Annotated in this window: 26 protein-coding genes; 7 read left to right on the top strand and 19 right to left on the bottom strand. The window is 62.9% G+C overall.

Annotated features, from left to right (window positions below):
• Positions 1-4: 4 nt before the first annotated feature.
• Positions 5-691, top strand: coding sequence for a hypothetical protein (locus VGG89_08840; protein HEY1976638.1), 687 nt, complete (start codon positions 5-7; stop codon positions 689-691).
• Here VGG89_08840 and VGG89_08835 read toward each other — a convergent pair.
• The 5 genes from VGG89_08835 to VGG89_08815 form a co-directional block, all read right to left on the bottom strand.
• Complete coding sequence (locus VGG89_08835; GenBank protein HEY1976637.1) at positions 688-1,230, bottom strand: CvpA family protein; 543 nt, start codon at positions 1,228-1,230, stop codon at positions 688-690. The two genes, VGG89_08840 and VGG89_08835, sit on opposite strands and share 4 nt — an antisense overlap.
• Positions 1,227-3,551: a phenylalanine--tRNA ligase subunit beta gene (gene pheT / locus VGG89_08830; protein ID HEY1976636.1), complete on the bottom strand. Its 2,325-nt coding sequence runs from the start codon at positions 3,549-3,551 to the stop codon at positions 1,227-1,229. Before pheT ends, VGG89_08835 begins: the two co-directional genes overlap by 4 nt.
• 1 nt (position 3,552) lies before the next feature.
• Positions 3,553-4,587 (bottom strand): phenylalanine--tRNA ligase subunit alpha, encoded by a 1,035-nt coding sequence (gene pheS, locus VGG89_08825; GenBank protein HEY1976635.1) that lies wholly within the window; start codon positions 4,585-4,587, stop codon positions 3,553-3,555.
• A gap of 310 nt (positions 4,588-4,897) precedes the next feature.
• A complete protein-coding gene (locus VGG89_08820) occupies positions 4,898-5,689 on the bottom strand; it encodes an RNA methyltransferase (GenBank protein HEY1976634.1) in 792 nt (263 codons plus the stop codon).
• Between the two features lie 3 nt (positions 5,690-5,692).
• Positions 5,693-5,905, bottom strand: a complete 213-nt coding sequence (locus VGG89_08815; protein HEY1976633.1) for a hypothetical protein — start codon at positions 5,903-5,905, stop codon at positions 5,693-5,695.
• Between the two features lie 44 nt (positions 5,906-5,949).
• Here VGG89_08815 and VGG89_08810 point away from each other — a divergent pair, with 44 nt between their 5' ends.
• Entirely contained in the window at positions 5,950-6,510 is a 561-nt protein-coding gene (locus VGG89_08810) for an NUDIX hydrolase (protein HEY1976632.1), read from the top strand.
• A gap of 400 nt (positions 6,511-6,910) precedes the next feature.
• On the opposite strand, the gene VGG89_08805 is transcribed toward VGG89_08810, so the two are convergent.
• The 9 genes from VGG89_08805 to infC form a co-directional block, all read right to left on the bottom strand.
• Positions 6,911-8,335 (bottom strand): serine hydrolase domain-containing protein, encoded by a 1,425-nt coding sequence (locus VGG89_08805; protein HEY1976631.1) that lies wholly within the window; start codon positions 8,333-8,335, stop codon positions 6,911-6,913.
• A gap of 16 nt (positions 8,336-8,351) precedes the next feature.
• The gene (locus VGG89_08800) at positions 8,352-8,996 is read right to left on the bottom strand and encodes a hypothetical protein (protein ID HEY1976630.1); all 645 of its coding nucleotides are present in this window, start codon (positions 8,994-8,996) and stop codon (positions 8,352-8,354) included.
• Positions 8,993-9,544: a sigma-70 family RNA polymerase sigma factor gene (locus VGG89_08795; GenBank protein HEY1976629.1), complete on the bottom strand. Its 552-nt coding sequence runs from the start codon at positions 9,542-9,544 to the stop codon at positions 8,993-8,995. The genes VGG89_08800 and VGG89_08795 overlap by 4 nt, the downstream gene beginning before the upstream one ends.
• A 91-nt stretch (positions 9,545-9,635) precedes the next feature.
• Positions 9,636-10,130: a DUF4142 domain-containing protein gene (locus VGG89_08790; GenBank protein HEY1976628.1), complete on the bottom strand. Its 495-nt coding sequence runs from the start codon at positions 10,128-10,130 to the stop codon at positions 9,636-9,638.
• A gap of 85 nt (positions 10,131-10,215) precedes the next feature.
• Positions 10,216-11,844, bottom strand: a complete 1,629-nt coding sequence (locus tag VGG89_08785) for a hypothetical protein (protein ID HEY1976627.1) — start codon at positions 11,842-11,844, stop codon at positions 10,216-10,218.
• Position 11,845: 1 nt separating this feature from the next.
• A complete protein-coding gene (locus VGG89_08780; GenBank protein HEY1976626.1) occupies positions 11,846-13,537 on the bottom strand; it encodes a two-component regulator propeller domain-containing protein in 1,692 nt (563 codons plus the stop codon).
• A 132-nt stretch (positions 13,538-13,669) separates the two neighbouring features.
• Positions 13,670-14,029, bottom strand: a complete 360-nt coding sequence (gene rplT, locus VGG89_08775) for a 50S ribosomal protein L20 (protein HEY1976625.1) — start codon at positions 14,027-14,029, stop codon at positions 13,670-13,672.
• Positions 14,030-14,043: 14 nt separating this feature from the next.
• Complete coding sequence (gene rpmI, locus VGG89_08770; GenBank protein ID HEY1976624.1) at positions 14,044-14,250, bottom strand: 50S ribosomal protein L35; 207 nt, start codon at positions 14,248-14,250, stop codon at positions 14,044-14,046.
• On the bottom strand, positions 14,243-14,899 hold the full coding sequence (infC, locus tag VGG89_08765; GenBank protein ID HEY1976623.1) for a translation initiation factor IF-3: 657 nt from the start codon (positions 14,897-14,899) through the stop codon (positions 14,243-14,245). The genes rpmI and infC overlap by 8 nt, the downstream gene beginning before the upstream one ends.
• A 138-nt stretch (positions 14,900-15,037) precedes the next feature.
• On the opposite strand from infC, the gene VGG89_08760 reads away from it, so the two are divergent.
• Positions 15,038-15,484 (top strand): GNAT family N-acetyltransferase, encoded by a 447-nt coding sequence (locus tag VGG89_08760; protein HEY1976622.1) that lies wholly within the window; start codon positions 15,038-15,040, stop codon positions 15,482-15,484.
• Here the strand turns inward: VGG89_08760 and rocD are convergent.
• Positions 15,477-16,688: an ornithine--oxo-acid transaminase gene (rocD, locus tag VGG89_08755; GenBank protein ID HEY1976621.1), complete on the bottom strand. Its 1,212-nt coding sequence runs from the start codon at positions 16,686-16,688 to the stop codon at positions 15,477-15,479. The two genes, VGG89_08760 and rocD, sit on opposite strands and share 8 nt — an antisense overlap.
• Before the next feature lie 112 nt (positions 16,689-16,800).
• Between rocD and VGG89_08750 the strand changes: the two genes are divergently transcribed.
• The 4 genes from VGG89_08750 to VGG89_08735 are packed head-to-tail and all read left to right on the top strand — an operon-like array spanning position 16,801 to position 20,138.
• Positions 16,801-17,658 carry an alpha/beta fold hydrolase gene (locus tag VGG89_08750; protein ID HEY1976620.1) on the top strand — a complete coding sequence of 286 codons (858 nt, stop codon included), beginning with the start codon at positions 16,801-16,803 and terminating at the stop codon, positions 17,656-17,658.
• A complete protein-coding gene (locus VGG89_08745; protein ID HEY1976619.1) occupies positions 17,655-18,215 on the top strand; it encodes a DNA-3-methyladenine glycosylase I in 561 nt (186 codons plus the stop codon). Before VGG89_08750 ends, VGG89_08745 begins: the two co-directional genes overlap by 4 nt.
• Positions 18,212-19,096, top strand: a complete 885-nt coding sequence (locus tag VGG89_08740) for an alpha/beta fold hydrolase (protein ID HEY1976618.1) — start codon at positions 18,212-18,214, stop codon at positions 19,094-19,096. The genes VGG89_08745 and VGG89_08740 overlap by 4 nt, the downstream gene beginning before the upstream one ends.
• Before the next feature lie 7 nt (positions 19,097-19,103).
• A complete protein-coding gene (locus VGG89_08735) occupies positions 19,104-20,138 on the top strand; it encodes an alcohol dehydrogenase (GenBank protein HEY1976617.1) in 1,035 nt (344 codons plus the stop codon).
• Positions 20,139-20,142: 4 nt separating this feature from the next.
• Here the strand turns inward: VGG89_08735 and VGG89_08730 are convergent, their stop codons facing one another.
• The 4 genes from VGG89_08730 to VGG89_08715 form a co-directional block, all read right to left on the bottom strand.
• Positions 20,143-21,585: a multicopper oxidase domain-containing protein gene (locus tag VGG89_08730; protein ID HEY1976616.1), complete on the bottom strand. Its 1,443-nt coding sequence runs from the start codon at positions 21,583-21,585 to the stop codon at positions 20,143-20,145.
• A gap of 113 nt (positions 21,586-21,698) precedes the next feature.
• A complete protein-coding gene (locus VGG89_08725; protein ID HEY1976615.1) occupies positions 21,699-22,931 on the bottom strand; it encodes an FUSC family protein in 1,233 nt (410 codons plus the stop codon).
• The gene (locus VGG89_08720; protein ID HEY1976614.1) at positions 22,898-24,658 is read right to left on the bottom strand and encodes an FAD-binding oxidoreductase; all 1,761 of its coding nucleotides are present in this window, start codon (positions 24,656-24,658) and stop codon (positions 22,898-22,900) included. Before VGG89_08720 ends, VGG89_08725 begins: the two co-directional genes overlap by 34 nt.
• 11 nt (positions 24,659-24,669) lie before the next feature.
• Positions 24,670-26,175 (bottom strand): hypothetical protein, encoded by a 1,506-nt coding sequence (locus VGG89_08715; GenBank protein ID HEY1976613.1) that lies wholly within the window; start codon positions 26,173-26,175, stop codon positions 24,670-24,672.
• Positions 26,176-26,180: the final 5 nt, after the last annotated feature.

The raw sequence follows: 26,180 nt of genomic DNA, 5'->3' as shown, positions 1-26,180 counted from the left end.
CTCGATGGTTGCAGCCATCCTCCTTGCGATAGCGGTGAGCACTCCCCAGCCCTCGGAGTCTGCACCGCCGAAGCAGATCATCGAGGTGCATTCGCAAAGTGCGCTCTGCACGACGCTGCGGCAAACGGTAGCACCCGTGCTAGTCGGTTTGATAAGAAACGATCAGGTCATCGCCAATGGAGCGCAAGCTCTCACGAAGATGATGCACAACCCTTCCGATGGAGTGGCTCGCCTTCAGACGGAAAATGCCAGCTTGGCGCTGGTTCACAACCTGGCCCTCATCGACGGCCTTCTCGCCGATGCCAAGAAATTTCCGGCGAATCCGCAAACCGATGACGAGCGGACTGCCGACCACGTCAAAGCGGCTCTGCAAAACGTGGAAACGTCGCAGAAGCAAAAGCTCAACGCGATCTATGGGATGATGGACACTGCCGAGCTAGGCAAGATGATGAGGGATTTTCCGAAATTCATGGAGGGCTTTGGCTCCGTATCGACCGCTCCCGATCCGGACGCACAGCCGGCTCCCGTGGAGACGCCCGGGCCCCTTGCGGGCGCCGGTCTTTCGGAAGGACCAGGCGGGTCGCCGCGATGGGTTGCTTCGCCGAGCCATAAGGCGACGACGGCGCAGCTCGAAGCGCGAGCGTCCGACGAGATCGTGCGCGTCGCAACGATCTGCGCGCGCGCGCACTAGACGTGGTGACGTTTGAAGAACGGCAATACCAGAGGTAGGGCAAATGCCGGAATCGTGGCCATGACCGCGTGGTCGATGTTCCCGTCGAACGCGACGAAGAACGGCGCGAGGCGCGACTGATGCAGGCTCGATCGAATCGGCACCGTCAGCGGAAAGTACAGGGCGACGAAAAGAACGAGCCACACTAAGATTGCGCCTTTGGCGAATCCGACGGCCGCGCCGCCGAGCGCGTTGCCTAACCCCAGTACCGGCACCGATTTGACGCGCGAGAGAAAGCTCGCGACGATCAGGACGACGATGTAGGCCGCGATTCCCGAAATGGCCATGCCGGCGACGTGTGCGAGCGGAACGGCAAGGCCGGTGACGCTGTGGATCGGCCCGTCGAGAATGCCGTTGTAGTACCAAGGAACGACCAGTGCGGCGACGAGTGCGACGATCCCGGCCAGCTCGGTAATGAATCCGCGCACGTAACCGCGGTACGTCGTGACCGCGAGCACGGCGAAGATCACGATATCGGCCCACGCAAAGGCGCCGATCACTGACGGATGACGGCTCCGCGTTCGCGCAGGGCGACGAGCACGCGCTCGATGGCCGAGTCGGCTTCCTCGTCGGTGATCGTTCCGTCGAAGCGCTGCAAGGTGATCCTCACCGCGAGACTCTTCTGGCCGGTTCGTACTTGCGGACCGCGATACTCGTCGAACACCCGGACGCCGGTACACATCTGTCCTAGGGTTTCGGCAACCGAGCGCTCGACGTCTGCCGCCGTTAACTCGAGGTCGACTTCCAGCGCGAGGTCGCGATAGGTCGACGGGAACTTCGGCGGCGGGACGTACTGCGGGATGCGGTACTCCGGCAACCGGTCGAGCAGCACGGTGCAGGCATACGCCGGCAGACGCACGCCGGCCGCCGCGGTGTTGCGCGGATCCAGCCGCCCAAGCTGAGCGACTTCGTGACCGTCGACGATCAGCACGCCCGTTTTACCAAGATGGAATCCCTCGCGTACGTCGCGCGACACCTCGGCATCGCGGCCGGTGACCCGGCGCAGCAGCGCTTCCGCATCGCCTTTGAGCCGGAGAAACGCCGAGTCGTACCACTCCGGATCGCCGGCAGGCTCGGACGTGAATCCGAACGTTACGACCGCCGACTCGACGATGTGGCCGTTCTCGCTTCGAAAAGTATGGCCGGCTTCAAAAACGCGCACCGGTGCGTCGTATTTTGCGAAGTACTCGAGCATCGCCGGCAGTATCGACGTGCGCAGATAGCGCTGATCTTCGGAGAGCGGATCGAGCACTTCCACCGAGTCCGCCCAGCGGCGCCCGACCAGCGAGTACGTGACGATCTCGTAGTATCCCAACGCATCGAGCTCCGCGGCGACGCGATTCTCGAGCGCGTACTGCGCGCTCGAGATGTCGTGCGCGGGCACGGACGGCTCGACCGCGGGAATGTTCTCATAGCCTTCGACTCGCGCGATCTCTTCGATGGCGTCGGCTGGAATGGTCAGGTCGTTTCGCCACGGCGGCGGCGTCACGTCGACCATGCCGTCGCGCCGTTCGACACTGCAGCCCAGCGAACGCAAATGCGCCGCGACGCGGTCGCCCGGGATGTCGATGCCGAGCAGACGCTTGACGTCGGACAGTTTCAGCTCGATCCGAGGCTGAGGCTCGATCGCGTCGCCGAAAGCGTGCGGACGATACGCCGTCGCACCGAGCTCGACGAGCAACTGCGCGGCGCGCGCCGCGCCGGCATCGGTCAGTGCGAGCGGTAGCGACTTTTCGTGTCGCGAGGACGCTTCGCTGCGAAGGCCGAGTGCTTTGCTCATGCGCCGAACGCGCGCGCCGTTGAAATTCGCAGCTTCGAGGACGATGCCGGTCGTCGAATCGTCGACTTCACCGGCTGCGGCGCCCATCAAGCCCGCCAAGCAGAGCGTTTGCCGGTCGTCGGCGATCACCAGCGACTGCGCCGACAACGTGCGCTCGACGTCGTCGAGCGTCACGGTCTTTTCGCCTTCGCGTCCGTCGCGAACGATCAGCCGGTCCCCCGAGATCTTCTTCGCATCGTAAAAGTGCAGCGGCTGGCCGGTTTCGAGCATGACGTAGTTCGAAACGTCGACGAGTTTGCCGATCGGTCGCTGCCCCGCAAGCGCCAGCTTAATGCGCATCCACGCCGGCGCCGGTCCCGCAGTAATGCCGTCGAAGCGCTGTGCGACGAAACGGCGGCAGTCCGGCGATTCGATCGCGACGTCGACCGCGTGACCTGCGGGTTCGTCGCGCGTACCGGGATTGGGCGCCGGCGGTAAGCGCAGCTCGACGCCGTACGAAGCGGCGAGCTCGCGCGCGAGGCCGATGACGCTCATGGCGTCGACCCGATTGCTCGTGACCTCGACCTCGAGAACGTCGTCGTCGAGTCCGTAGGCGGCCACGACGTGACCGCCGATTTTTGCGTTCGGCTCGAGCTGCATGATGCCGTCTTCGAACCATTCGGACGGCAGCGCGAGCTCGTCGGCCGAGACCATCATGCCTTCCGACGCGATGCCGCGCATCTTGCGCGGCTCGATAGTCAGCTGCGGCAGCCGTGCGCCGATCGTCGCCACCGGAATCACTTGTCCGGCCGCGACGTTGGTCGCCGCGGTGGCGATCGTCAGCGGCTTCTCGTTGCCGACGTCGATGGTTCCGACTTGGAGGCGGTCGGCGTTGGGATGCTTTTCGAGCCGCACGATTTTTCCGACGACCACGCCGGTAATCTTCGGGCGCCTGACGACGTCCTCGACGGGAAAGCCGAGCATGGCCAAACGATGCGCGATCTCATCGGTGTCGCGCGGCAGATCGACGTACTCTCGAAGCCAAGAAATCGGAACGCGCATATTACTGCAGCTGCCGTAAGAAATCGGGGTCGCTGTTGACGAAGCGGCGGATGTCGTCGACCTCGTAACGCGTCAAGCCCAAGCGCTCCACGCCGAAACCAAACGCCCAGCCGGAATAGCGGTCGGGATCGTATCCGACCTCGCGCAGCACGTTCGGATGAACCATGCCGGAGCCGCCCAGCTCGATCCAACCCGATCCGCCGCACATGCCGCATTGCGCGGCCATGCCTTTGCAGCGAGGACAAGTCGTGTCGACTTCGGCGCTCGGCTCGGTAAACGGAAAGAACGACGGGCGGAAACGCACGCTTTGTTCGGGTCCGAAGAGCGCGCGGCACATGCCGGTGAGCATCCCTTTGAGATGGCCGAAGTGGACGTCCTCGGCGACGAGCAGCCCTTCGATTTGATGGAACTGGAACGAGTGGCGCGCGTCGACTGCGTCGCGGCGGTAACACTTGCCCGGTGCCAAGATCGCGACCGGCGGTTTATGCTGCTGCATCGTTCGAATTTGCATCGGCGACGTGTGCGGGCGTAACAGCAGCGCGTTGCTGAGCCAGAACGAATCGAAGCCCTCGCGCGCCGGATGATCGGCCGGAATGTTGAGCGCGTCGAAGTTATAGTAGTCGGGTTCGACCTCCGGACCGAGCACGATCGCAAAACCGTGACGCGCAAAATACGCGCACACGTCTTCGGTGATCCGGCGGATCGGATGAATGGCGCCCGCAGCCGGAAGGATCGAGGGAAACGTCACGTCGATGTTGGCGGCGAGTTCGGCTTCGAAGGCGCGATCCTGCAGACGCATCTGCGCCTTTGCGAGCGCGGCCTCCATAGTCGCGACCGCGTCGTTGATCGTCTTTCCGGCGCCGGGGCGCTCCGCCGCCGGCAGCGATCCGATGGCACGCCGCAGGAGCGTCACGTGGCCGCTGCGGCCGAGAAACTCGATGCGGGCATCCTCCAAAGCGCGCTCGTCCGAAGCTGCGGTCAAAGCGACTTCGAAGCGGCGATGAAGATCGTCGAGTTTTTCTGTTAATTCGCTCATCTATGAATATGGAATTGAAGACGCCCGGTATTCTCTACTCTACCGGGCGTCTCCTAAACGAGTTTAGATTTTCTCCGCGTGCTCAGGTCGGGCTTGGCGCTGGGTGTAGATGTCTGTAGGCGAGGTAGGCGTCGATTGAGCCCGTCTGGGCGAAAAGCTTCCAGAAGAGGTTGGAGGTCATGTGCGCTCGGTCTCCTTACAGGGGTGGACCCTATCGCGGAATGCTGCGAGTATAACATGCGACTTTTAGCGCCGGTAGTCTTGACTTTTTGGCCTCTGGACACTGTCTTGACAGCCCCAATTGAAGGCCTCAACGAGCAAGGGGACCCCCGCGTAGCTTAACCGCTTCATACAGGCCGATTGACCCGGCTACGGCAGCGTTGAGGCTCTCGGCTTCACTTCGTATCGGAATGGCCAGGCGGCGGTCCAGGATTGCCTCCCAGCGGCCCAGACCGTGGCGTTCGTTGCCGACCCCCAGCGCCAGGCGCGCGGGGAGCGCCGAGGCGCCGAAGGGCTCGCCCTGGGCCGCGAGGCCGGCTAACTCGTACCGCCCCGCTTTGGCCGCACGGGCGACGTCGGCGGGTTCTGCCACGGCGACCCGCAGGCGGAAGATCGCCCCCATGGCCGCGCGCACGACCTTCGGATGGTACGGGTCGGTGCCGCTCGTCCCGGCGACCGCTCCGCGGCAGGCGAACGCGTCGGCCGTGCGCAGCAGCGTTCCGGTGTTGCCGGGATCGTTGAGATCGGCCAAGATCAGCACGACGCCGTCGTCACCGAAGATCTCGTCGAGCGTTGCAAATTTCATCGGGCTCACCGCGACGATTCCCGGCGGCGTTTCGAGATCGGAAATCTTCTGCGCGCTGCGCGGCTCGACGACGAACGTCGCGGTTCCCGCGGCTTCGAGTTGCGCCACGAGCGGCTCGGAGTCGTAAGCTTCCTGCGTAGCGTAGATCGCTTCGATGGGAAAGCCGTTGGCGTGCGCTTCGCGCAGCAGGGTCGAGCCCTCGAACGTAAACCGCCCGCTCTGGCGGCGTCGTTTGGCGGCGAGCAGCGCGCGTACCGCAGTCAAGCGATCGGCGTGAACGCCTAGCCGTACGGGCACGAATTACCGCGTCTTGCGCGCGGTTACCCACGCGCGGGTCGCAATCATGACGACGCCGGCGATCAAGCCGGCTAGCGTAATCGCGACCTTGTCGTTGAAGTGATGCGGCACCACGAAGAGGACCGCCGCGTACACCAACGCGACGAAAATCGCGAAGAAATACGCGAGCCATCCGATCTCCACCAATACCGACGAGCGCTGTTGCCGCATCGTCATCGAAGTACGAGGCGAGACGCAGCGCTCCCGCCAACACTGCGCCGATGGACGAGAGACCCGAAGTGCTGCGCAGCGAGCGCGTTTTCGAAGGGCGCGTTTTTAACGTCCGCATCGACAGAATTCGCTATCCCGACGGCGCCGAGCACCGAATCGACGTCGTCGAACATCCCGGCTCGTTTACGGTGCTCGCGATGCCCAGCCCAGACGAAGTGGTCCTGGTGCGCCAGTACCGTCACGCCGTCTCGAAGGCCCTGTGGGAGCTGCCGGCCGGCACGGCCGAGCTCGGCGAGGAGCCGGCGGCCGGGGCGGCTCGCGAGCTCGCGGAGGAGACCGGCTACCGGGCCGGGCGCATGCGCCCGCTCGGGTCGCTCTACGCGACGCCCGGCTTCTGCACCGAAATTATGCATTTCTTCGTTGCGCACGAGCTGGCGGCGGGCGAACAGATGCTCGATGACGACGAGCGTATCGAGGTTGCGACGTTCACGCGGGATGCGGCTTGGCGCTTGGTTGCCCAAGGGGAAATCGCCGATATGAAGACCGTTCTAGCCCTTGCGTGGACGGAAAGCAATCAGGTGAAATCGCGAGGGGCTTCGGTCGATATGTAGTTTACGGGTTACCACCGGTCTGTAGTACCTACAGGCGCGGGGAATCGGTCTTGGAGGAAGTCGTGGAAATACCTCGCGACATCGACGCCGTCCTTAAGCGGTTGCTGGATCCGCCTCGTGACGGCGCAGACTCGATGCTCGCCCCAGAAGACGAAGCGTATTTAAACTCGCTGATAACGTCTATTCGCTCGGGGCGTAGAGCGGTGTTGATCGTAGAGGACGCGGACGAGCGTCTACGTTACATGTTCAGCAACGCGACGCGTGCGGAATCCGTAACGATGCTAGGAAAAGTCGTCGAAGCTACTGGCCGCCGAATCGCCGAAGGCGACGACTAAACCAACCTAGATAAAAAATCGATCCGAGTCGCCGGTTGCTTAGAAGCAGCTCATCTTTCCTATTGTTAGGCCGCGAGCTCTATGAGGTCGATTTTGTTGTCTTTGGTAATCCCGAACTTGTAATGATATTGCACGTCGTGCGGGTATCGGACGAGAAACTCGTACGTCGTGTCGCCGGTGGAATCGGTCGAGCTCGCGATCGGCACGATCGATTGCAGCCTTCCGAGCGCGGCGAAATTTTCGCGCGCTATCAGCGAGTCGGTCAGGTAGGCGCTGAAATCCGCCGTGAGCTGCGTGCGATCGATTTGCCTTTGGGCTAAACGCGCCAGCCATTCCCTTGCCCGCGAGACGACGGCGTTATCGAGCTGCGCGCGCGTCGGCGGATCGATTTGGTCGAGAATGCGCGCCGCGATCGCACGCGGGTCGGCGATGTGGCCGCCTTTGAACGAATCGGCGTTGGTCAGGACGATAACGGCGATGTGATCGTCGGGCAGCAGCGCGTTCATCGACCGATAGCCGGCGATCTCGCCGTCGTACCACGTAAAAAGCTTACCGCCGCGGCGGTCGATTACCCAGCCCATGCCGTACTGCGTCTGTCCGGGAACGTTGCCTGGGCTAAACATCGCGCGCACGGCGTCGACGCGCAGCAGAATCGGCATCTCGATATCCCACTTCGCCAAGTCGTAGATCGTCGAGACGACGCTGCGGCCGCCGTATAGCCAAGTGCGATCCCACGAACGCACGGGAACGAACTTGCCGTCGGGCGAGTACGTGTAACCGGCGGCGTGAGAGTCGGCGATCCCGCTATCTCCCGCCAAGAACGTATGGTTCATCACGAGCGGCAAGAAAATTCGCTGCTGCAAGAAATCCGAGATCGGAACGCCGCTGACGCGTTCGACGATCGTCGCGGCGACGATGTAGTTGAGGTCGTTCGGCGCATACGCCGATCCCGGCGCGGCCGAAGGACTGAGTTTGTTGACCGCAGCCAGCAGATCGGAGATTTTCGTCTCGTGCGTCGGGTCGAGATTGATGCCGCGCGCTCGCGTGTAGTCCGGAAGACCGGACGTCTGCGCGAGCAGCTGAGCGATGGTGGCATCGCCGGCAACCGTGAAATCGGGCAAGTATTTGACGATCTTGTCGCCGAGTTTGAGTTTGCCGTCTTGTTCGAGCATCAACAAAGCGGCCGCGACGAACTGCATCGAAACGCCGCCGACGTACGATTCCGTGTCCGGACCGAAGGGAACGTTGGCGGAAACGTTTGCCGAGCCGAAGCCGCGCGCGTAGACGATGCGCCCTTCCTCGGCAACGCCGATCGCGAGGCCGGGCGTGCGTTGGGACTGGATTTCAAACTTGCCCAGCCGATCGATCCACGCGGCCATCGCGCTCGTGAACGCCGGCGGGGTGGGCGAGCTGGGCGAGTTGGGCCGTTGCGCCTCCGCCGGCGCGGACACTGCCGCGCACGCCGCCAATGCACAAACCCAGCGTTTCATAAGTTCGGTGATTAGACTAGTAGGCGAGCTGTGCCTCGGCAACGACGCGTTCTCCGTCCATTAAGGCCAATTGGTCCATGCGATGGCTCCTCGGAAGGTAGAGCATGGCAACTTGGCCATGAGGAGTTGCGGTGCCCAGCATGGTGCGCTGACCGTCGTGCATCCAAGCAACCGAGAGCGCTTTGGACGCGCCGCGCACGAAAACGACGTACCACGATCCGTCGGGCGCGTACATGACCTTAGCAGCCGAGCCGCTGCTCATTTGCGTGAAGGCTGCGGAGCGATGCGGCATTAACGCGAGGCGGTTCATCGCGTCGCTCTCGGCGACCATTGCAGCGTGCATGGCTTGGTTCTGTTGCCAGAAGTAGGCCGAAGGTAATAGGCCGACGATGAGGGCGGCAGCGATTGCCGGAATCAACGCGCGCAGCCGCGAGGGCTCACGTCGCACCAGCGAAACGACGCGGCGCTCGAGCTGCGGGGGCGGCGCATGCTGCGCCTCGGCTGCGGCCAGCACGGCAACGCGATCCTCCGCCGCCGCGAGGATGCGCGCGCATTCGTCGCAGCGCGCGACGTGCCGGTCGATCGCTTCGCGTTGCGCGTCCTCGAGTGCGCCGATCGCGTAGAGATCCGCCGCTTCGTCGAGGTGTTCGAACTCGCTCATTCGCGCGCACCTCCAAGCGCCGCCGAGAGCTTGCGTAAGCCGATGGCGATGCGACTCTTGATCGTGCCCAGCGGGATCTGCAGCTCCTGCGCGATCTCCGTGTGCGTTTTGCCTTCGTAGTACGCCAGCTGCAGCGGTAAGCGCTGGTCGTCGGAAAGCTGCGTCATCGCGGTTCGCAGCCGGTCGCGCTCGATCGGATCGCCGGCTTGTAATTCGGCGTGTTCGACGGGTTCGGCCGCCAATCGATCGGCCAGGCGAAGCCGGCGCGATTGAGCGCGGCGCCGGGAAATCGCTTCGTTGCGGACGCAGACGGTAAGAAAGCTGCGCAGCGCGCCTCGCGCGCGCGAGTAGGCGTTACGCGAGCGCCAAACGCGCGCCAATGCGTCGTGCACGCAGTCCGCGGCGTCGTCGGCGTTCCCGAGGACGTTGTACGCCGTCGAGTAGAGCAGATGGCCGTAACGGCGATAGGCTTCCTCGAACGCCCACGGCTCGTGCGCGGCAAAGCCGTCCGCAAGCGGTTCTTCACCGGTTCCGCCCGAGTCGACCATTTCGCGCTGCGTTCGACCATCCTAAAGGAACGCCTTGAGGCGGTCGCTCGGATGAGCGCCGCCCCGGGCGAGGGTCGATACGAAGGGTTACCTACTGCGGCGAGAGCTTCTGTGCGGTCTTCGAGAACTGCTCGTACGCAGCGAGCTGCTTCTTCGCGAAGGCGCGCAAAGCCGGATCGCTTCCGTGAGCCGCCTCGTCCTGATAGGCGTCGAGCGAGATATTCGAATCGATGTAGATGGCGTTGCCGAACTCTTTATCGAACTGCGGTCCCTTGTCCGACGAAATGTTGCTGTATTGGTTGTCGGCGCGGGTGCTGGGCTGATTGTCTAACGTGACGGCGTGCGTCTTTGCGTACTCCCTGATGAAATCGTTCGCTTGCGTGGCGTTGGTGGCGATCTGAACCGCGAGGGTTTTCGCGGCGGGGCTCTGCGCTTTACCTCGCGCGAGCGACGCAAGAGCATACTGGCCGAGCGCGTCGTGCTGCGCCGTTTGGACGAACGACGCGTCGTCGGAACTGACTGCCGACCACGCCGGGATGCTCGTAGCGAGGGCGAAGGCGAGCGTGCTGATAACCGCTAATCTCATAGCCCGAATTTTCCCAAAGCATGCGCAGATTCAACATGGATATCGTTTCGTTGGTCGCTCCACGGGGAAGCGTCCGTACCAGCTCCTACGGATCGTACCGGAAGCGAACGATGGCGCCGTTCTCGGTGACGGTTCTGCTCGCGGCCCAAAAATAGCCGTTGGTATCGGCAACGACGTTCGTGAGCGCTTCGTTGGCATTATACGCCGAAATCTCCGGGTACGTTTTTCCTTTCAGCGTCGCGCGCGCTAATTTCGAAACTTGAATCCCGTAGAGGCCGCTTCCCTGCGCAACCCCGGCGCCGACGACCGTCCCGCTTGGGCCGCTGGTCATAATGGAAGCGTCTTGAAGCCGGAGATGATGAATCGATCCCGCTTCGGTAAGCACCCACGGCCCCCGAGCAACCAAAAGCTCGCCGTCGTTCCACACCAGCGGTGCGCCTAACGGCTGCTTTTCGCTGCCGTAAAAGCTGATGTGACCTTTCATATCGCACGACCCGACAGACCATTCCCAAACGTCAAAGTAGATCTTTCCGTCGCTTCCCGCAACCATGGAGGTCGTCCGAAGCTCGGCAGTAGTCGGAAATGAGGTTATCTTGCCTTTGGTCGTTATACGGTCGACGGCGTTGAACTCCGTAAACCAAATATTGCCGTCGGGACCAGTCGTTATCGCGTACGTTCCAAACGCCCTATGTATGCCCGTGGGGCGAATGAGGTATTGCGTCACCTGGCCGCTCGGAGTCACTCTCCCGACGGTCGGTCCCTTTTCGCCACGTATGTTCTCACCTTCGGTGAACCAAACGTTGCGGTCCGGTCCAACGATAAGGTTCTGCACGTAGTGAACCCTTGCGACCTTATGTACGCGGCCGGCGGTATCGACGTTGCCGATTTCGCAGCCGTCCGAATTGCCTCCGCAAGCGCCGAACCAAAGCACGTGGTCGGGCGCGACGGCAATGTCTTGAATGTATCCCTTCACGCTAAACGTTGTGTAAGCCTGAGCCAGAAACGAAAGCGGACGAGTTCCGTACGATCCGCTGCTGGTCGGCGCGGAAAACGCAATGTCGACCGGTGCCGTCATTAGCCGCCCGTTGTAGGCGACGTGCAGCGTATCGCCCGGGCTCACGAATCGAGATCCTTCGAGCTTCACCTCTGCACTGATGGTTTTCTGAGACACGTAGAGGGGCTTATCGTAGGGTACCGGTCCGGAAATGGTGTCGCCGGCGGCGTCCTTCGCCGTGATTGTGAACGGCACGGTCTTGTTCGTGCCCACCGGTGGATTGAGGTCGAGATTGGCCTGAACCTGATTCACGACGCCGTGAAAGACCGCACGCAATTTCGTCGTCTTTCCTGCCGGCATGCTTTGCGTGGTGCCGGCATGGGCCAGCTCGTGGCCGACGAGATCGACCAAGTAGATGTCGAACTGATCCGTTCCGGACGGAACGGGAAACGTGGCCGAAAACGTGGTTGTACCCTCAACTGCTCCGGATTGGTATGCGGAGACGCCGTGGATCGACACCTCGACGGCCGCCGTTTCGCTCGGAATAAACCCATTGGTCGCATCGCTCGACGGAATCGGAAACGATAACGACGCCGTTGCGCTTCCGCGCGGCGTCAGTAGGCTCGCGCCGAACGGTTGCTCGGGCGCGGCCGGGACGGCTTTCGACCCGCACGAAATCAGTGCAAGCGAGGCTAAAACAAACGCAAAACGGCGTATCATACTACTTTCCTAAAGAAATGGTGCCGACTGCCGTGTCGGTGGCGAACCACAGCCTTCCATCGGCCGCGAAGCATAACGATGTAATCTCGGACACCTCTTTGGAGGTGGGCACTCCAACATAAGCGACGGAGCCGTCAGGTCGCACAAAGCCGAGAAATACTTCATACGGCAGTGTGTAGCGTGGCCGCTGAACTTCCACCCACAGGCCGACAGCGCTCGCGGCCGCCGGAATGACGTTGCCGCTAAATTGAATCGGTACGTTGGGGATTGTCTGAAATTTGCGCGTCGCGACTTCCATCTTCCCGATTCCGCCGTAAAAACTCTCGGGAACCCAAATCGTCTTTTTGTCGGGAGATAAAGCGAGAGCTCCTGGATCGGATCCGCGAACGTCGATCGGCGTCATTCGTCCATCCGGAGCAACGACGACGAAGCGGTCGGAACTATTGCCGATGCTGCCGCCCCGGTCGTAAAACCAAACGTTGCCGTCGGCAGGCGCCACGACATTGCTCGTTCGTAGGCTGATCGTATCGGGGACGGCGTACGTTTGGACGGTGCCTGCCGCGTCGATCGCAAACACCGTCTCTGGACTGCCGGCAAGAGCCCAGAGTTTTTCGTCCGGACCCCGGACGATCGACGTCACAGCGGCCGATACGGAAACGTCGCTGTACGTTCCGTCGAAGCGCGACACGTACGTCACTTTGCAGTCGCTCGACGGAAAGTCGCATTTCGACCGACCCATCCAGTACGCGCCGTCCGGGCCTGCGGCGAGCGAGGCTATGGGCAAGTGTGACGAATGATGCGTTACGCGTCCGGCCGGCGAAACCGTGGCGAAGCCGTGATAGTACGCAACCGCCATGTCGCCTTTCGTTCCCACGGTCAAGCTTCCGGGTATGAGAAACGAACCGCTGAATGTACTCTTTCCGACGTGGTACGTTTTGACTGCGAGCTGAGGGTATACCGGCACGACGGCTTGTGTCGGGTCCGGCGGCTTGATGCTAACGTTCGTGTTTGCGAGGCCCCCGTTATATCGAAGCGCGACGGTGCTCTGGGGTCCCCAAACCGTCGCATCGCTCAAACGAAAGACGCCGGACTTGTCGGAGTTCTTTAACTGAAGCGGTTTATCGAAGGGAGCGTTACCGACGATGAGGCCGCCGTCCACGTCGTACGCGTTAATCGATAGGCCGAGGTTCGAGGGCTTCCCGAGCACCGCCGTGGATTTCAGCGACACGGTGGCCCGCGCCGCAATGCCGCGAAGCGTCAGCGGAATATTCGTCTGCGCTCCGATGTTTGCGGTGCCGGTCGCGGCGGCCAGAGGCTGGCCGCCATAATCCAAGGCGGTGACCGTAAACGCCGTGCGGCCTTGAGCGGCGTTCACCTTTACGACGCATTTTATGTGCGTCGCACTAATCTGACATTGCGGCGACAACGGCGACAGGTGGACGCGGCTTTCGCGATCTCCAATCCGAATGAGAAGTGACAGCGTCTCTTTCGGAAAGTAGTGCGCCCGTCTTGTGTCGGATTTCGGAAAGTAGTCCGAGATCACGAATGCCACGACTCCGGTCGATCTATCGGCGACGCCGTGCGACGGGGCAGCAGTCGGCAGGACGGATGCCGAGCCGTGACACGCGGGCAGAATCAAAGCAAGAATGGCGGTGGCCGTGAAGCGGCCGAATCGACGTAGCGCTGGTAGCAAACGGAACTCCTAAGGTCGGACCGCGTGTTGGACGACGGCGCGGATGCTTCCTTGGTCTGCGCAAAGCAACGGAAAGTAAGCAAAAAGACCCGGCGGCGTCGCCGGGTCTTTTGGACTACTGGGTCGTCGGCGCTATTTGCCCACGGCTTTTTTCGCGAGGTTCAGCAGCGATCCGAATGCTTTCGAATCCGAGATCGCAAGATCGGCCAGTGCCTTGCGATTGAGGCTCACGCCCGACTTCTTAAGGCCGTTCATGAACACCGAATACGTCATACCCTCGCGGCGCGCCGCTGCGTTGATGCGGCTGATCCACAGCGAGCGGAAGTCGCGCTTGCGAACGCGACGGTCGCGAAACGCGTACGCCAACGATTTGAGAAGCGCTTCGTTCGCCACGCGGTAGTTGCGGCGGCGGGAGGCGCGGAAGCCCTTGACGAGCTTCATGACTTTGCGGCGGTGCTTTAAACCGTGAACGCCGCGCTTGATGCGTGCCATCTTTCGAAGCCTCCTTACACCAAGTACGGAATCGTCGGCGCTAGGCGCTTGAGGTCGCCCTTGAACGTCGGCTGATCCTTGCGGAATTTCCGTTTACGCTTGCGCGTCTTTTTGCTGAGGATGTGACCGCAGCCGCTAAACTGGTGGCGATGCAGCACTTTGCCGGTCGCCGTCACCTTGACGCGCTTGGCCGTTGCGCGGTGGGTTCGTATCTTAGGCACTGGTAGGCTCCTTCGTTTCGGCTTCGCGCTCGACGGGTTTGGCTTCTTTCTCGCGATGCAGCGAGAACTTCGGCGGTCCCGTTGGCGTCGCGCGCGGCGCCAAAATCATGAACATGTTCTTTCCTTCGAGTCGCGGCTCGCGTTCGATCGTTGCCAAAGGCCCCATGTCTTCGGCCATCCGATCGAGCAGCCGCCGCCCGAAAGAGGTATACGTTATTTCTCGACCGCGAAACATGATCGTCACTTTGATCTTGCTTCCGTCGAGCAGCAGTCGTTCGGCCATGCGCGCCTTGGTCTCGTAGTCGTGCGTCTCGATCTTTGGACGCAGCTTCACTTCCTTTAACTCGAAGTGACGCTGCTTTTTGCGAGCGTCCTTGTCTTTCTTGGACTGCTCGTATTTAAGACGGCCGTAATCGGCGATCTTACAGACCGGCGGTTGTGCCGTCGGCGAGACTTCGATCAGGTCCAATCCCGCCGTCCGAGCGCGCGCGAGCGCGTCTTCGGTGGCCAGAATGCCGAGTTGTTCGCCGTTTTCGTCGATGACGCGCACCGAACGAATGCGGATCTGATCGTTGACGCGGAGAGGTCGTGCTATGTGCGTTACTCCTGTTACAAGCAATAAAAAATGGCGCCGCCGAAGCAACCCCACCGCTGAAACGACGCCGCCGTCGTTCCTATAGTGAAGACCGGATCGCCCGCAGGCATCCGGTGAGCGAGCCCCAACTCCGAGAGCTTGGGCCGCTACTTCGGCCCGCACACCATATCACGCCGGGGAGGGTCACTGTCAATGGTGGATTCCGCGCGTGCCGACGAGGCGCCGTTCCTCGCCGATTGCTGGAAGGCGATGCTCGACGAGCTGAGCATGGCCCCCGGAGGGTTCGTGCCGGACTGGCGGGAGCGCCTGACCCGTTTCTTCGCGGAGGGCATGGCCGACGGCCGGCACGGGTGGTTCGTGGCTCGGGACCGAGATGGAGCGCCCTTCGCATCGGCCGGCGCACTGATCGCCGAGACATCGGTGATTCAAGCCAGGCCGATGGCCACCATCGCCGGGGTGTACGTTCGGCCGGCATACCGTCGCCGGGGTGTGGCCCGCGAGCTCACGGAGGCGGCGATCGCGTGGGCGCGAGCCCGGCACTGCACGCTCGTCCGGCTGAGCGCGAGCGAACCCGCGGAAACGCTCTATCGTAACCTCGGGTTCGAACGCGGCCGCGAATTGGTATTACGCCTTACGTAATGGTTCCGATCGCTTCCCGGAACCGCTCGAGAAGAAAGTCGATTGCTTCGTCGTCGATGACCAGCGGCGGTGCGATGCGCAGCACGTTCTCGTGCGTGTCCTTGGCGGCGACGCCGCGCGCGAGCAGCGCGTCGGAGAGTAAGCGTGCCGGCTCCTTCATCTGTACGCCGATCAGCAGCCCGCGGCCGCGCACTTCTTCGATCAACGGCGATGCGATCGCGCGCAGTCCCTGCATGATTTTTGCGCCGGCGTACCGAGCGCGCGACGGGAGCTTCTCGTCGACGATGACGTCGAGGGCCGCAACCGCTACCGCGCAGCCCAACGGATTTCCGCCGAACGTGCTGCCGTGCTCGCCGGGACGGAACAAACCCATGAGCGGTTCGTTGGCAAGCGCGGCCGACACCGGATAGAATCCGCCGGCGAGCGCTTTCCCGACGACCAAGATATCGGCTTTGATGCCGTCGTAATCGCACGCGAACAGGTCGCCGGTGCGTCCGAATCCGGTTTGGATCTCGTCGGCGACGAAGAGCACGTCGTGTTCGCGGCACAGCGCCCACGCACGTTTGAGGAAACCGTCGGGCGGCACGTTGACGCCGCCTTCGCCTTGAATCGGCTCGATGAGAATCGCGCACGTATTCGGCGCGATCGCGCGCTCGAGCGCATCGGCGTCGCCGTACGGAACCGCAACGAATCCCGGGACGTAGGGCCCAAAGTCCTTACGATATTCCGGCGTCGTGCTGGCGCTGATAGCCGACAGCGTGCGTCCGTGGAAATTGTCGGAGAAGACGATGATCTCGGCCTGTCCGTCCGGGATGCCTTTGACGGCGTATCCCCAGCGCCGCGCGAGCTTCACTGCAGTTTCCACCGCTTCGACGCCGGTATTCATCGGAAGCGCCATGTCATAGCCGCACAGTCGCGTCAGCTTTTCCAGAAATCCCGGCATGCGTTCGTTGCGCATCGCACGCGACGTGAGCGTTACTTTTTTCGCTTGATCCGTTAACGCGGCCGCGATTCGCGGGTGGCAATGACCTTGATTGACGGCCGAATACGCGCTGATGCAATCGAGATAGCGATTGCCGTCGACGTCCCAAAGCCAAACACCCTCGGCTCGTTCGACGACGAGATCGAGCGGATGATAGTTGTGCGCTCCGTAGCGTTCCTCCGCGCCGATAAGCTCGCGCGCCCGCTGCGACAGTTCCTGCATTCCGTTTACACCATAGCGCCGCGCGTGTTTACCCGTCCGGGGAGGGGGACCGCGGGGACACCAACGCCCGCGTTCGAGGAACACTTGAGAGCCAGATTTAAGGACGGTTCCCTTGGCCACCTTTTCACAACGCCTCCAGCGCCTTCTCGAACGCGATCACGCCGCCGTCGGCGACAAAGGGCGTACCATCGCGCACCTGCACGACGAGCGCCGGCCGCGGGCGATCGTCCTGCTCCACGGGATGAGCGCCAGTCCGCCGCAGTTCGCGCGTTTCGCGCGCGATCTCTACGAGCGCGGGCACAACGTCATCGTTCCGCGTCTGCCGCGACACGGTCACGCCGACCGGCTGTCGCCCGCGCTGGAACGCCTGCGGCCCGACGATTTGTACGAAGCGACGGCGCAATACGTTGCGATCGCGGCCGAGCTCGGCGATCGCGTTACCGTCGCCGGTTTTTCGCTGGGCGGTTTGCTCGCGGCGTGGGCCGCGCAAAACTTCGACATCGACCGTGCGGTCGCGATCGCGCCGTTCTTCGGCGTATCGTTCATTCCGGGTTTTATGATGGGCGGCGTCGCCGAGCTGATGCTGGCTATACCAAACCGCTTTCACTGGTGGAATCCCGTGGTGCGCGACAAGCAGCAGCCCGAACACGGCTATCCGCGTTATGCCACGCACGCCGTCGCTCACGCGTTTCGCATCGCCAACGGCGTGTTGCGCGAGGCGCGCCGGCGTTCGCCGCGCGCCGGGAAAGTCGTGCTGGTCACCAACGCGCGCGAAGCAACGGTCAACAACCGCGCGATCCGGCGGCTCTACGGTCATTGGCGCGCGACGCATCCCGAACTGATCGAACTTTTGGTCCTGCGCGGCATGCCGCCGTCCCACGACGTGGTCGAGCCGCTACGGCGAAGCGATCTGGCCGAGCGGGCGTATCCGTTCTTGCTGCGAGCCATCGATCCGGAGGAAACGAGATGACGCCGAAGCGCTGTGCGTGGGCCACGACGGTGCTGTCAATTCCGTACCACGATAACGAGTGGGGGCGGCCCGTGCACGACGATCGCACGCTCTTTGAGTTCCTCATTCTCGAAGGCGCGCAAGCGGGGTTGAGCTGGGAGACGATTCTGAATAAGCGCGACCGGTATCGCGAAGCGTTTCTGGGATTCGATCCCGAGCGCGTCGCCAAGATGAACGCGCGTGCCGTCGACCGCCTGATGCGCGATCCCGGTATCATTCGCAATCGCGCGAAGATCGAGTCGGCCATCGACAACGCGCGCGTGTTTCTCGAGGTGCGCGACGAATGTGGAAGCTTCGATCGCTACATTTGGGGCTTCGTCGGGGGCAAACCGATCCTCAACAAGTGGAAACGGCGCGCGCAGCTCCCCGGATCTACGCCTGTGTCGGAAGCAATGAGCAAAGATTTGCGCAAGCGCGGCTTTCGCTTCGTCGGACCGACGATCTGCTACGCGTTCATGCAGGCCGTCGGTTTAGTCAACGACCACGTGCTCGATTGCGCGTGGCGGAAGGGTAAATGATGGTAGCGGTACCGCCGAGTCATCCGGCGCCGACCTATGACGATGCCGTCGCGCGAGCGCGGGCGTTCATGGCGCTCGACGACGATACCATCTTGCCGGCCGCGCGCACCGCGCTGCTCGACCACGGCGCTCGGACGCCGCTGGCGGTCGTCCTGTTTCACGGTATCACCAATAATCCGGCGCAATACGTCGAGCTCGCGCCGCTCGTGCATAAAGCCGGTGCGAACGTGTTCGTGCCGCGAATGCCCGAGCACGGCGACAAGGATCGCTTGACGACGCGGCTGGCAAAGCTCACCGCCGAAACGCTGCTGGCCAGTGCGAACGAAGCGGTGGACATTGCTTTCGGCCTCGGCGAGCGCGTCGCGCTGCTCGGTATCTCGATGGGTGGATCGCTCGCGGCGTACTTCGGCCAGTACCGTTCGGTCGCGTTAGCGGTTCCCGTCGCGCCCGATTTTGCACTGCTGCAGCTCCCGTATCCGGTGAGCCGGCTGTTCGCGCGCATTTTCTTAACGCTACCCAACGTGTTCTTCTGGTGGGATCCGCGCGCGGGCATTAAGCAGCGTCCGGTGACGGCCTATCCGCGCTGCTCGACGCACGCGCTGATGCAGACGCTGCGCATCGGCGACGACGTGCACGCAGCCGCCAAGGAGCGCCGTCCGCTTGCCGAGCGCATCGTCACGGTCGTCAATCGCTGCGATCCTGCCGTCAACAACGAGGCGACGCAAGAAATCGCAAACCAATGGTGCGGCTGGAACCGCAATGGGATCGCCTACGTCGAGCTGCGCAAGCTGCCCGAAAACCACGACATCATCGATCCGGCCAATCCGCACGCGCGCACCGATCTCGTCTATCCGAAACTCCTGGAGATCCTCGACGGTTGAAGGCCCCATGTCGATTGCAACTTCGAAGGCCACCATGCGCGCGGCGCGCGTACCATCTGCCGACGTGCACCGTCTCGAGCTAAGCGAGCTGCCGATTCCCGAGCCCCGGCACGGGTCGGTACGCATTCGCGTCCAGGCGTGCGGCATCTGTCATAGCGATTTCCTGGCGATCAACAATCTGTGGCCGGGGATCGACTTTCCGCGCGCCCCGGGTCACGAGATCGCCGGCGTCATCGACGCCGTCGGCGAGGGCGTCGTTGGATTTAAACCGGGCGATCGTGTGGGCGTCGGTTGGCACGGCGGCCACGACGGCACGTGCGATCGATGCCGCCGCGGCGACTTTTTCACGTGTTCCAACCAGCAGATTCCGGGATTTAGCTATGACGGCGGGTACGCGGAATTCGTTATCGCGCCGGCCGTGGCGCTCGCGCGGATTCCCGAGGCGCTTACCGCGGCCGAAGCGGCGCCGCTGATGTGTGCGGGCGTTACGACCTACAACTCGTTGCGGCACACGCACGCGCAACCCGGCGATCTCGTCGCCGTGCTCGGAATCGGCGGCTTAGGCCACCTCGCCGTCCAGTACGCTGCGAAGATGGGATTCGAAACCGTCGCGATTGCCCGCGGCGCCGAGAAAGAACCGCTGGCCAAACAGTTGGGCGCACATCACTACGTCGACTCGAACGCGGGCGACGTCGGCGCCGCGCTGCAGAAACTCGGCGGCGCGAAGGTGATTGCCTTTACCGCGACGTCTGCCAAGGCGCTGGAGAACGCGATCGGCGGACTCGGCATCGACGGACAGATGCTGGTGCTCGGTGCGGCCGCCGAACCCGCTTCGATCGACACGGTCGCGCTGATCGGGGGGCGCCGTTCGATCAAAGGATGGCCGTCCGGAACGAATGTGGACTCGGAAGATACGATGAAGTTCAGCGTTCTCGCCGGTGTCCGCGCGATGATCGAAACGATGCCGATCGAGCGTGCGCAGGACGCCTTCGACCGCATGATAAGCGGCGACGCGCGCTTCCGGATGGTGCTGACGTACTGACGCGTTAAATCGCCTGGATCTTCGCCATCATGCCCATGTCCTCGTGATCGAGAATATGGCAATGGAACAAGAACGTTCCGCGGATGAGCGGGCTGCGAAAGTCCATCAGCAACGTCATGTTTCCGTTGTACGGAACGACGACGGTGTCGGCCCAGTGGCGATGCGCAACGCGCGCGCCGTTAATGCTCTCGACCACGAAATGCACTTGATGAATATGAAAGGCGTGTATTTCCTGCGTGAGATTCTCGACGGTCCATCGCTCCGTCGTTCCCGTGTGCACGACGAACGTGGGCGGCGCCTCGGGCGAATAGGCGTGACCGTTGATGTAAAACCCCTTAGCGTTTTCGGTCAGCCTCACGCGACGGGTCACGACCGGTTGCGGAAGAGCTCCGGCAGGTCCGTCGCGATCGAGCGGCGCGCCGGCGACGAGATGCGGGAGTTTTATTGATCCGTGCGCGGGGATCGCCGCGCCGCGAGCCTTGCCGAGGTAGGCGAGAATCTGCGCCGGATCGGGATCGCCGACCGGTCCGGAAAAATAGCACCGCGTCCGTAACACGCTCGGGCCGGCCGTAGCGGCGACGAACTCCACGCGCGCGGCCGGCGGCAATACGTAGTGCGAAACCGTGCGCGTGGCGGCCGCACCGGGATACGTATCGAGCGGATAACCGTCGATCGCCACGATTTCGAGCGGACTTCCGTCAATCGAAAGATCGAGCGTGCGATGTCCCGTCGCGTTGACGACGCGATAAAATGCCGGCTGACCGGAAACGGCCGGCAGCGTCGGCCGGTACTCACGGTTGACGCTGATCACGGCGTCTTTTGTTTGCGCGCACGGGCTGGAGTTTGCCGTGTGTGGGAGTCTGCGGATCGAGCCCGCGCCCGACCCTAGCTCGCGCACCATCAGGAGGTTTTCGCGCATGCGCGCAAGTCCCGGAAGGTGCGCCTCGATCCCGTCGACGACGATGGCGCCGCTCATTCCGCCCTCGCCGACTTGATAGTTCGTCTCACCGTGCACGTGCGTGTGATACCAGTAGAGGCCCGGCGGTTGGCTTTTCGGTATCGGAACGACGTAGTGCAGCGTCTGATTCGGCGTGGCCAGCATCGTCAGAACGTCGTCGGCCGGCGCTAACGGCGACGTTCCGAGTCCGTGAAAATGCAGATTGACGTCGTCGCCCATTCCTTTACTCGCCGGAAGCTCGTCGTTGAGGAAAACTTCGATCGAGTCGCCGGGTTTTACGCGAATCGTCGGCGTGACGTCGTAGGTACCTTCATACACGAAGGTGGGAAAACCGTTAGACGGATCCAGCGCGGCTGCCAGCGACAGGCTTACGATCTTTGCAACAGCCGGCCGGTTCGCAGGAAGACTTCCCCCACCGTAGTCTGACCCGGCGGCGTTGCAGCCGGCGGCGACCAATACGAAGAGGCACGCGATCCCACGCCATTTCATGCCGTTCGAGTGTACGCTGCGAACGTTTAGATGCGATTAAGGCCGCTTGGCGATCGAGTCGCGCAGTTTGCGCATCTCTGCGCCGGCTGCGGCGCGATCGAAATCGGGCGTCTTCATGCGTTCGAGCAGTGCGTGCGCGCGATCGATCCAACCGGCCGGATGTTCGTCGGGATCCTTCGCCCCGAACACCGCGCGGTGCAGACGCACCGGCGGCGCCACACGTTGAGTTCGACGGCATGGTACTCCGGGTCGAACTCCGACCCGCCGAGTGCGTCGCGCATCGCTCCCAGCGCGTCGGCGACGCGGCGGCGCACGACTTGCTCGGTGCGAATCGGATACACGAACCACACTGCGACGACGCCGCACAGCGCGCCAATCAGAATGCACAGCACGCGCAGGCCGAAGAGCGACGTTTCGTTTTCAGCTTGACTCCCCTGAAGCAGTGCGAAGATCAGCGTGGCGCAGGCCGCCCAGTAGGCGTAGTTCATCTGGCGCAGCCAAATGCCGGCGAACAAGACGACGAAGATCAGCGCGGCGTTCGTTGCCGGGTTAGGCAGGCTCGCGTGCGCGACGACGGCGGCCGCAAACGTTCCACCGACCGCGCCGGCGAGGCGCAGCAAAGCTTTATACAGCGCGTCGCCGCGCCCAATAGCTCCGCTGCAGACGATGAACGCGCTCAGCACGACCCACGGCCAATGCGCCGCAAATGCGGTCATGCCGATCGAGAATGCGAGCGCGAGCGCGACGAGCATTTGCCACGCCATCTTTACGGGCACGCTCATCGCGCCGTCGGCCGGCTTACGCGCCGGACGCGCCTTTTGCGGTACGCTTGCGGAACGCGTCAGGTAAGCAACCGTCGCCGCACTCAGTATCGCGACGAGTGCCGCCGCAACCACGAGCAGCGTTGTAACGGCGATGCCCGCGCGCGGATCGATCGCAACCGGTACGACGAGCATGGTCAGCAGCGGGAGCGCGATCGCGCGCCCGATCGACGCGCCGCGTTCGCCGTAGCCCCGAAGTGCGACCGACGACGCGACGCCGGCGGTAAAAAGCAGTGCGCCCATCCACGGCAGCCGTAAAAACGCGAGCCCGATGAGCCCCGCCGCTAGAGCGACCACCGGCAACGTCACGATCTTTTTTGAGACCGACCTCGACGTCAGCTCGTCCGGGCGCCGCATGAGCCCCACGCACAGCGCCGCCGAGAGAATCGCCGGTGCCGGGCCTGTCCCGGCCCGAACGCACAAAGCGTAGGTGGCGACGAACGCGACGACGACCGCCGTAATCGTGTGCAAGGCACGAAAGAATGCGGCGCTCACCGCAGCCTGGTGAAACCGTCGCTGCTCCACGCTTCGGATCCGACGCCGTGGTGAACGTAGAACAATCCGTCGGGATCGTACTTTTTCTTGACGGCCGCGAGTCGCGCATAGTTTGCGCCCCAATACGAGTGCCGCCAATCGCGGGCGAAGAAATCGCTTTCCGACACGTACGATCCGGGATGCGGCGTCAGCGATCGCAGGCCGTCCATACATTGGCGCACCGAAAGCGCGCTCTTGCGCGCTGCGGCCGCGTCCGGTTCGTGTCCGCGGACGCCCGGATACGCAGGTCCCTGGCCGTCGCCGGCGATGACGAGTGCAAACGCCGATGCGACCGCAGGATTGGTGGCCGTATCGCGGGAGGCGGCGATCGCGCCGGCGGGTGCTCCCGCCAAACCTTTGTTGAAGTGCAGCTCGAAATCCCAACTGCGCGACGCTTGGAAAAACGTATCGGCTAAATGTTGGCGGTTCTCACCATCGAGAAGCGACGCCGGCAGCCAGAGCGACTCGTATGCGTATAAGACCTGTCCCACCTGGCTGCCGTCGCCGCGCCACCAAAACTCGCTTGGGGCGGAACCCGGGAGTTTGTTTTGTACGATGGCAAAGGGGTAGTTTTGCTCGATGTACTGTGCGTTCCACCAGTTTCGTGCCGGAGCGACGGCGAGAATGGGTTTCGATACGAACGAATAGTCGCTCGAGTTCTGCGCAATCCAATCCAGAAACGGTTTCCACACCGCCTGCACGGCAGCCTGATCCAACCCCTGCGAGACCATGCTGACTTCGAGGGTGTTGTCGGATCCGATGTGAATCTGTTCGCCCCAATGGTCGTTGAAGAGATTTTCCGCGTAGAAATCGACGATACGCGCGATCAGCCGCGCAAACGCGTCGTCGGACGACGCGCGAATTTTCATCGCAGCGGCACCGAAGAACTCGGGAAGATCGTGCAGGCGAAGCTTGATCTTCGTCACCACGCCGAACGTGCCGCCGCCGCCGCCTTTGAGCGCCCAAAACAGATCGGCGTTCGTCGACGCGCTCGCTATGCGAACCTTTCCGTCGGCGGTGACCACTTCGGCTTCGAGCAGTGACGATGCGGCGGTGCCGTAATGCTTGGAGAAGCTGCCGAAGCCGCCGCTCGCAACGAGTCCGGCGACGCCGACGGTCGTACACCCGCCGCCTTGAACGTAGCGTCCCGCCTTGGTGGTGACGGCGTCGTAGGCGTGTACCCAAATGCAGCCCGCGCCGAGCGTGACCGCGTCGCTTTCCACGACGATATCGTTCATGCGGCGAGTCCAGATCAGCAGCGAATCGGGAGCGTTCGACGTGCCCAAGTAACTGTGCCCTCCGCCTTTGACGACCAGCCGCAAGTCGTTCTCGCGCGCGAAGGTTACGGCGGCGGCGACGTCGGAAGCGTCGCGCGCTTCGACGGCGTACGCGCTCGTGCGCGACGTCCATGCATCGACCCAGCCCAGCGTTTGCGTGAGCGCCGGGTCGTCGCCGATGTAGTACGGATTGCGCACGTTCTCAAAGAGCGCGGCGCACTGCGCGCCTTTCGGTGCGCTACGGCAAGTGTCGAAGGGCGAGTGCAGCGCGACGAGACGTCCGCGAAGCCTTCGCGCGAGCCCTTGCCATGCAGCCCCCGCCGGCCAGCGCGGATCGCCGGGACGCAGCCGGACGTCCGCGGGGCGCGCGAACGCCGGTCGCGGAACGAGCGGTGCTGCCGCCGCGGCGGCGGTGAGTCGGAGGGCGGCACGTCGCTTCATGCCGCTCTTTTTTACGTGGGGTCGAAGGACCCCGTTAGGATCATGCGTTCGGAAAGCTCGCGCGCCTTACGATACCGATCGCGCGTCTCGTCGTTCGCGTCTTTGGGCAGCTCGCGGACGATCCGCTCGAGCTCCTCGTCGAACATCGTGCCGAGCGGTTTCGGCGTGTATTCGCCGGGATAGCGCAGCCGCTGTGCGATCATCAGCCGGTAGATGCGATCGGTCGCGAGATCTTCCATGTAGCCGTCGAGCAAGCTCGCGCCCTTGCCTTCCAAGACGCCGTTACGGTAGCGAATCACGGTGCGAACCGCCGCCCGCGTGCCGTCGATCGACGTCGTGCCGACGCCTTTAGGCGACGGGCGAAGGTCCGGGTGATAATCGGTCAGCGAAGGACGCTTGTCGAGTTGATTGGGTGACGGAAACTGGGCGACCGCAATCGCATTCTGATCGGGATGTCCGGTCCACGCGCCGTCCATCAAACACGACGCCTCGTTTTTCTTGTCGCGTTCGAGCACCGCGAGCGCGCGCTCGTTGAGCTCGAGATCCTCGCGACTGGGATAGAGCGCCGTCATGCCGCCGATGGCCAGCGCGCCGTGCTTGTGCGTGATCTCGGGAAGCAAGGTGCGCACGCGCTGAAAGAACGGCACGTCGGTGGGAATCGTATTGCGGTCGGGCAGCAGCCAGTTGGGATCGTTGAGGTTGAAATGAATCAGGCTCGCCATGTAATCCCAGCGTCCGAGATTGAGCCCTAAGATATAGTCGCGCAGGTTGAAGAGAAACTCTTCCATTTCGTACGCGATCGGGTGCGATTCGACCAGCGCCATGCAGCGAATCGAACCCGGCTGCCAGCCTTTGGCGAGGATGAGTGCGTCGAACAGGCTCTTCCACCACGTCGCTTCCTCGGCGGATTCCGATTTTGGAATGTAGATGCAGAGCGGATGCTTGAGGCGCTCGTAATCGATGCGATAGGTGAGGAGCGCTAAGTCGAAGATCGACGCGCTGGTGATCTCGTCTTCGAGAACGCCGGCTTGCGACAGATGCAGCCCGCGCACGCGATTCCACACGACGGTATCGCTGGGCCTGATGGGCACCGTTCCGCCGCGTTTTGCGTCCTCGTACGTCAGCTCGCCGTAGAGCGCGGAAACGATGTTCTCGTGGCCGAGCATGAGATGCTCCCACGTATTGGCCATCGAGTCTTCGAGATCGAGCATGACGCCGGGGGCGCCGGAGTTGAGCATCTTGACGACCAGCTCGGCATCGTCGGCCGGTCCGGTCATTTGGTTGCGTTGATCGCGGCACCAATCGGGCAGCGCAATCTTCCACTGCGTACGCGTACCTTCCGATTGCGGAAGGTACGTCGGCAAGTAGCCCTCGTGAGCGCGCGTTAGCCGTTCGGCCCGCGCGCGGACGAGCCGCTGGCGATCCACGCCGAACCGGTCGTGCAGCGCCAGGAAGTACTCGGCGAAACCTTCGGGTAAATCGCGCGCAAGCTGAAAGCCGGCGGGAGCGACGTTCATCGTAC

The organism is Candidatus Baltobacteraceae bacterium (genome assembly GCA_036488875.1).
In the GTDB taxonomy this organism is placed as follows: domain Bacteria; phylum Vulcanimicrobiota; class Vulcanimicrobiia; order Vulcanimicrobiales; family Vulcanimicrobiaceae; genus JAFAHZ01.
Note: the sequence above shows the minus strand (reverse complement) of the source record. Positions and strands in the feature narration are given on the sequence as shown.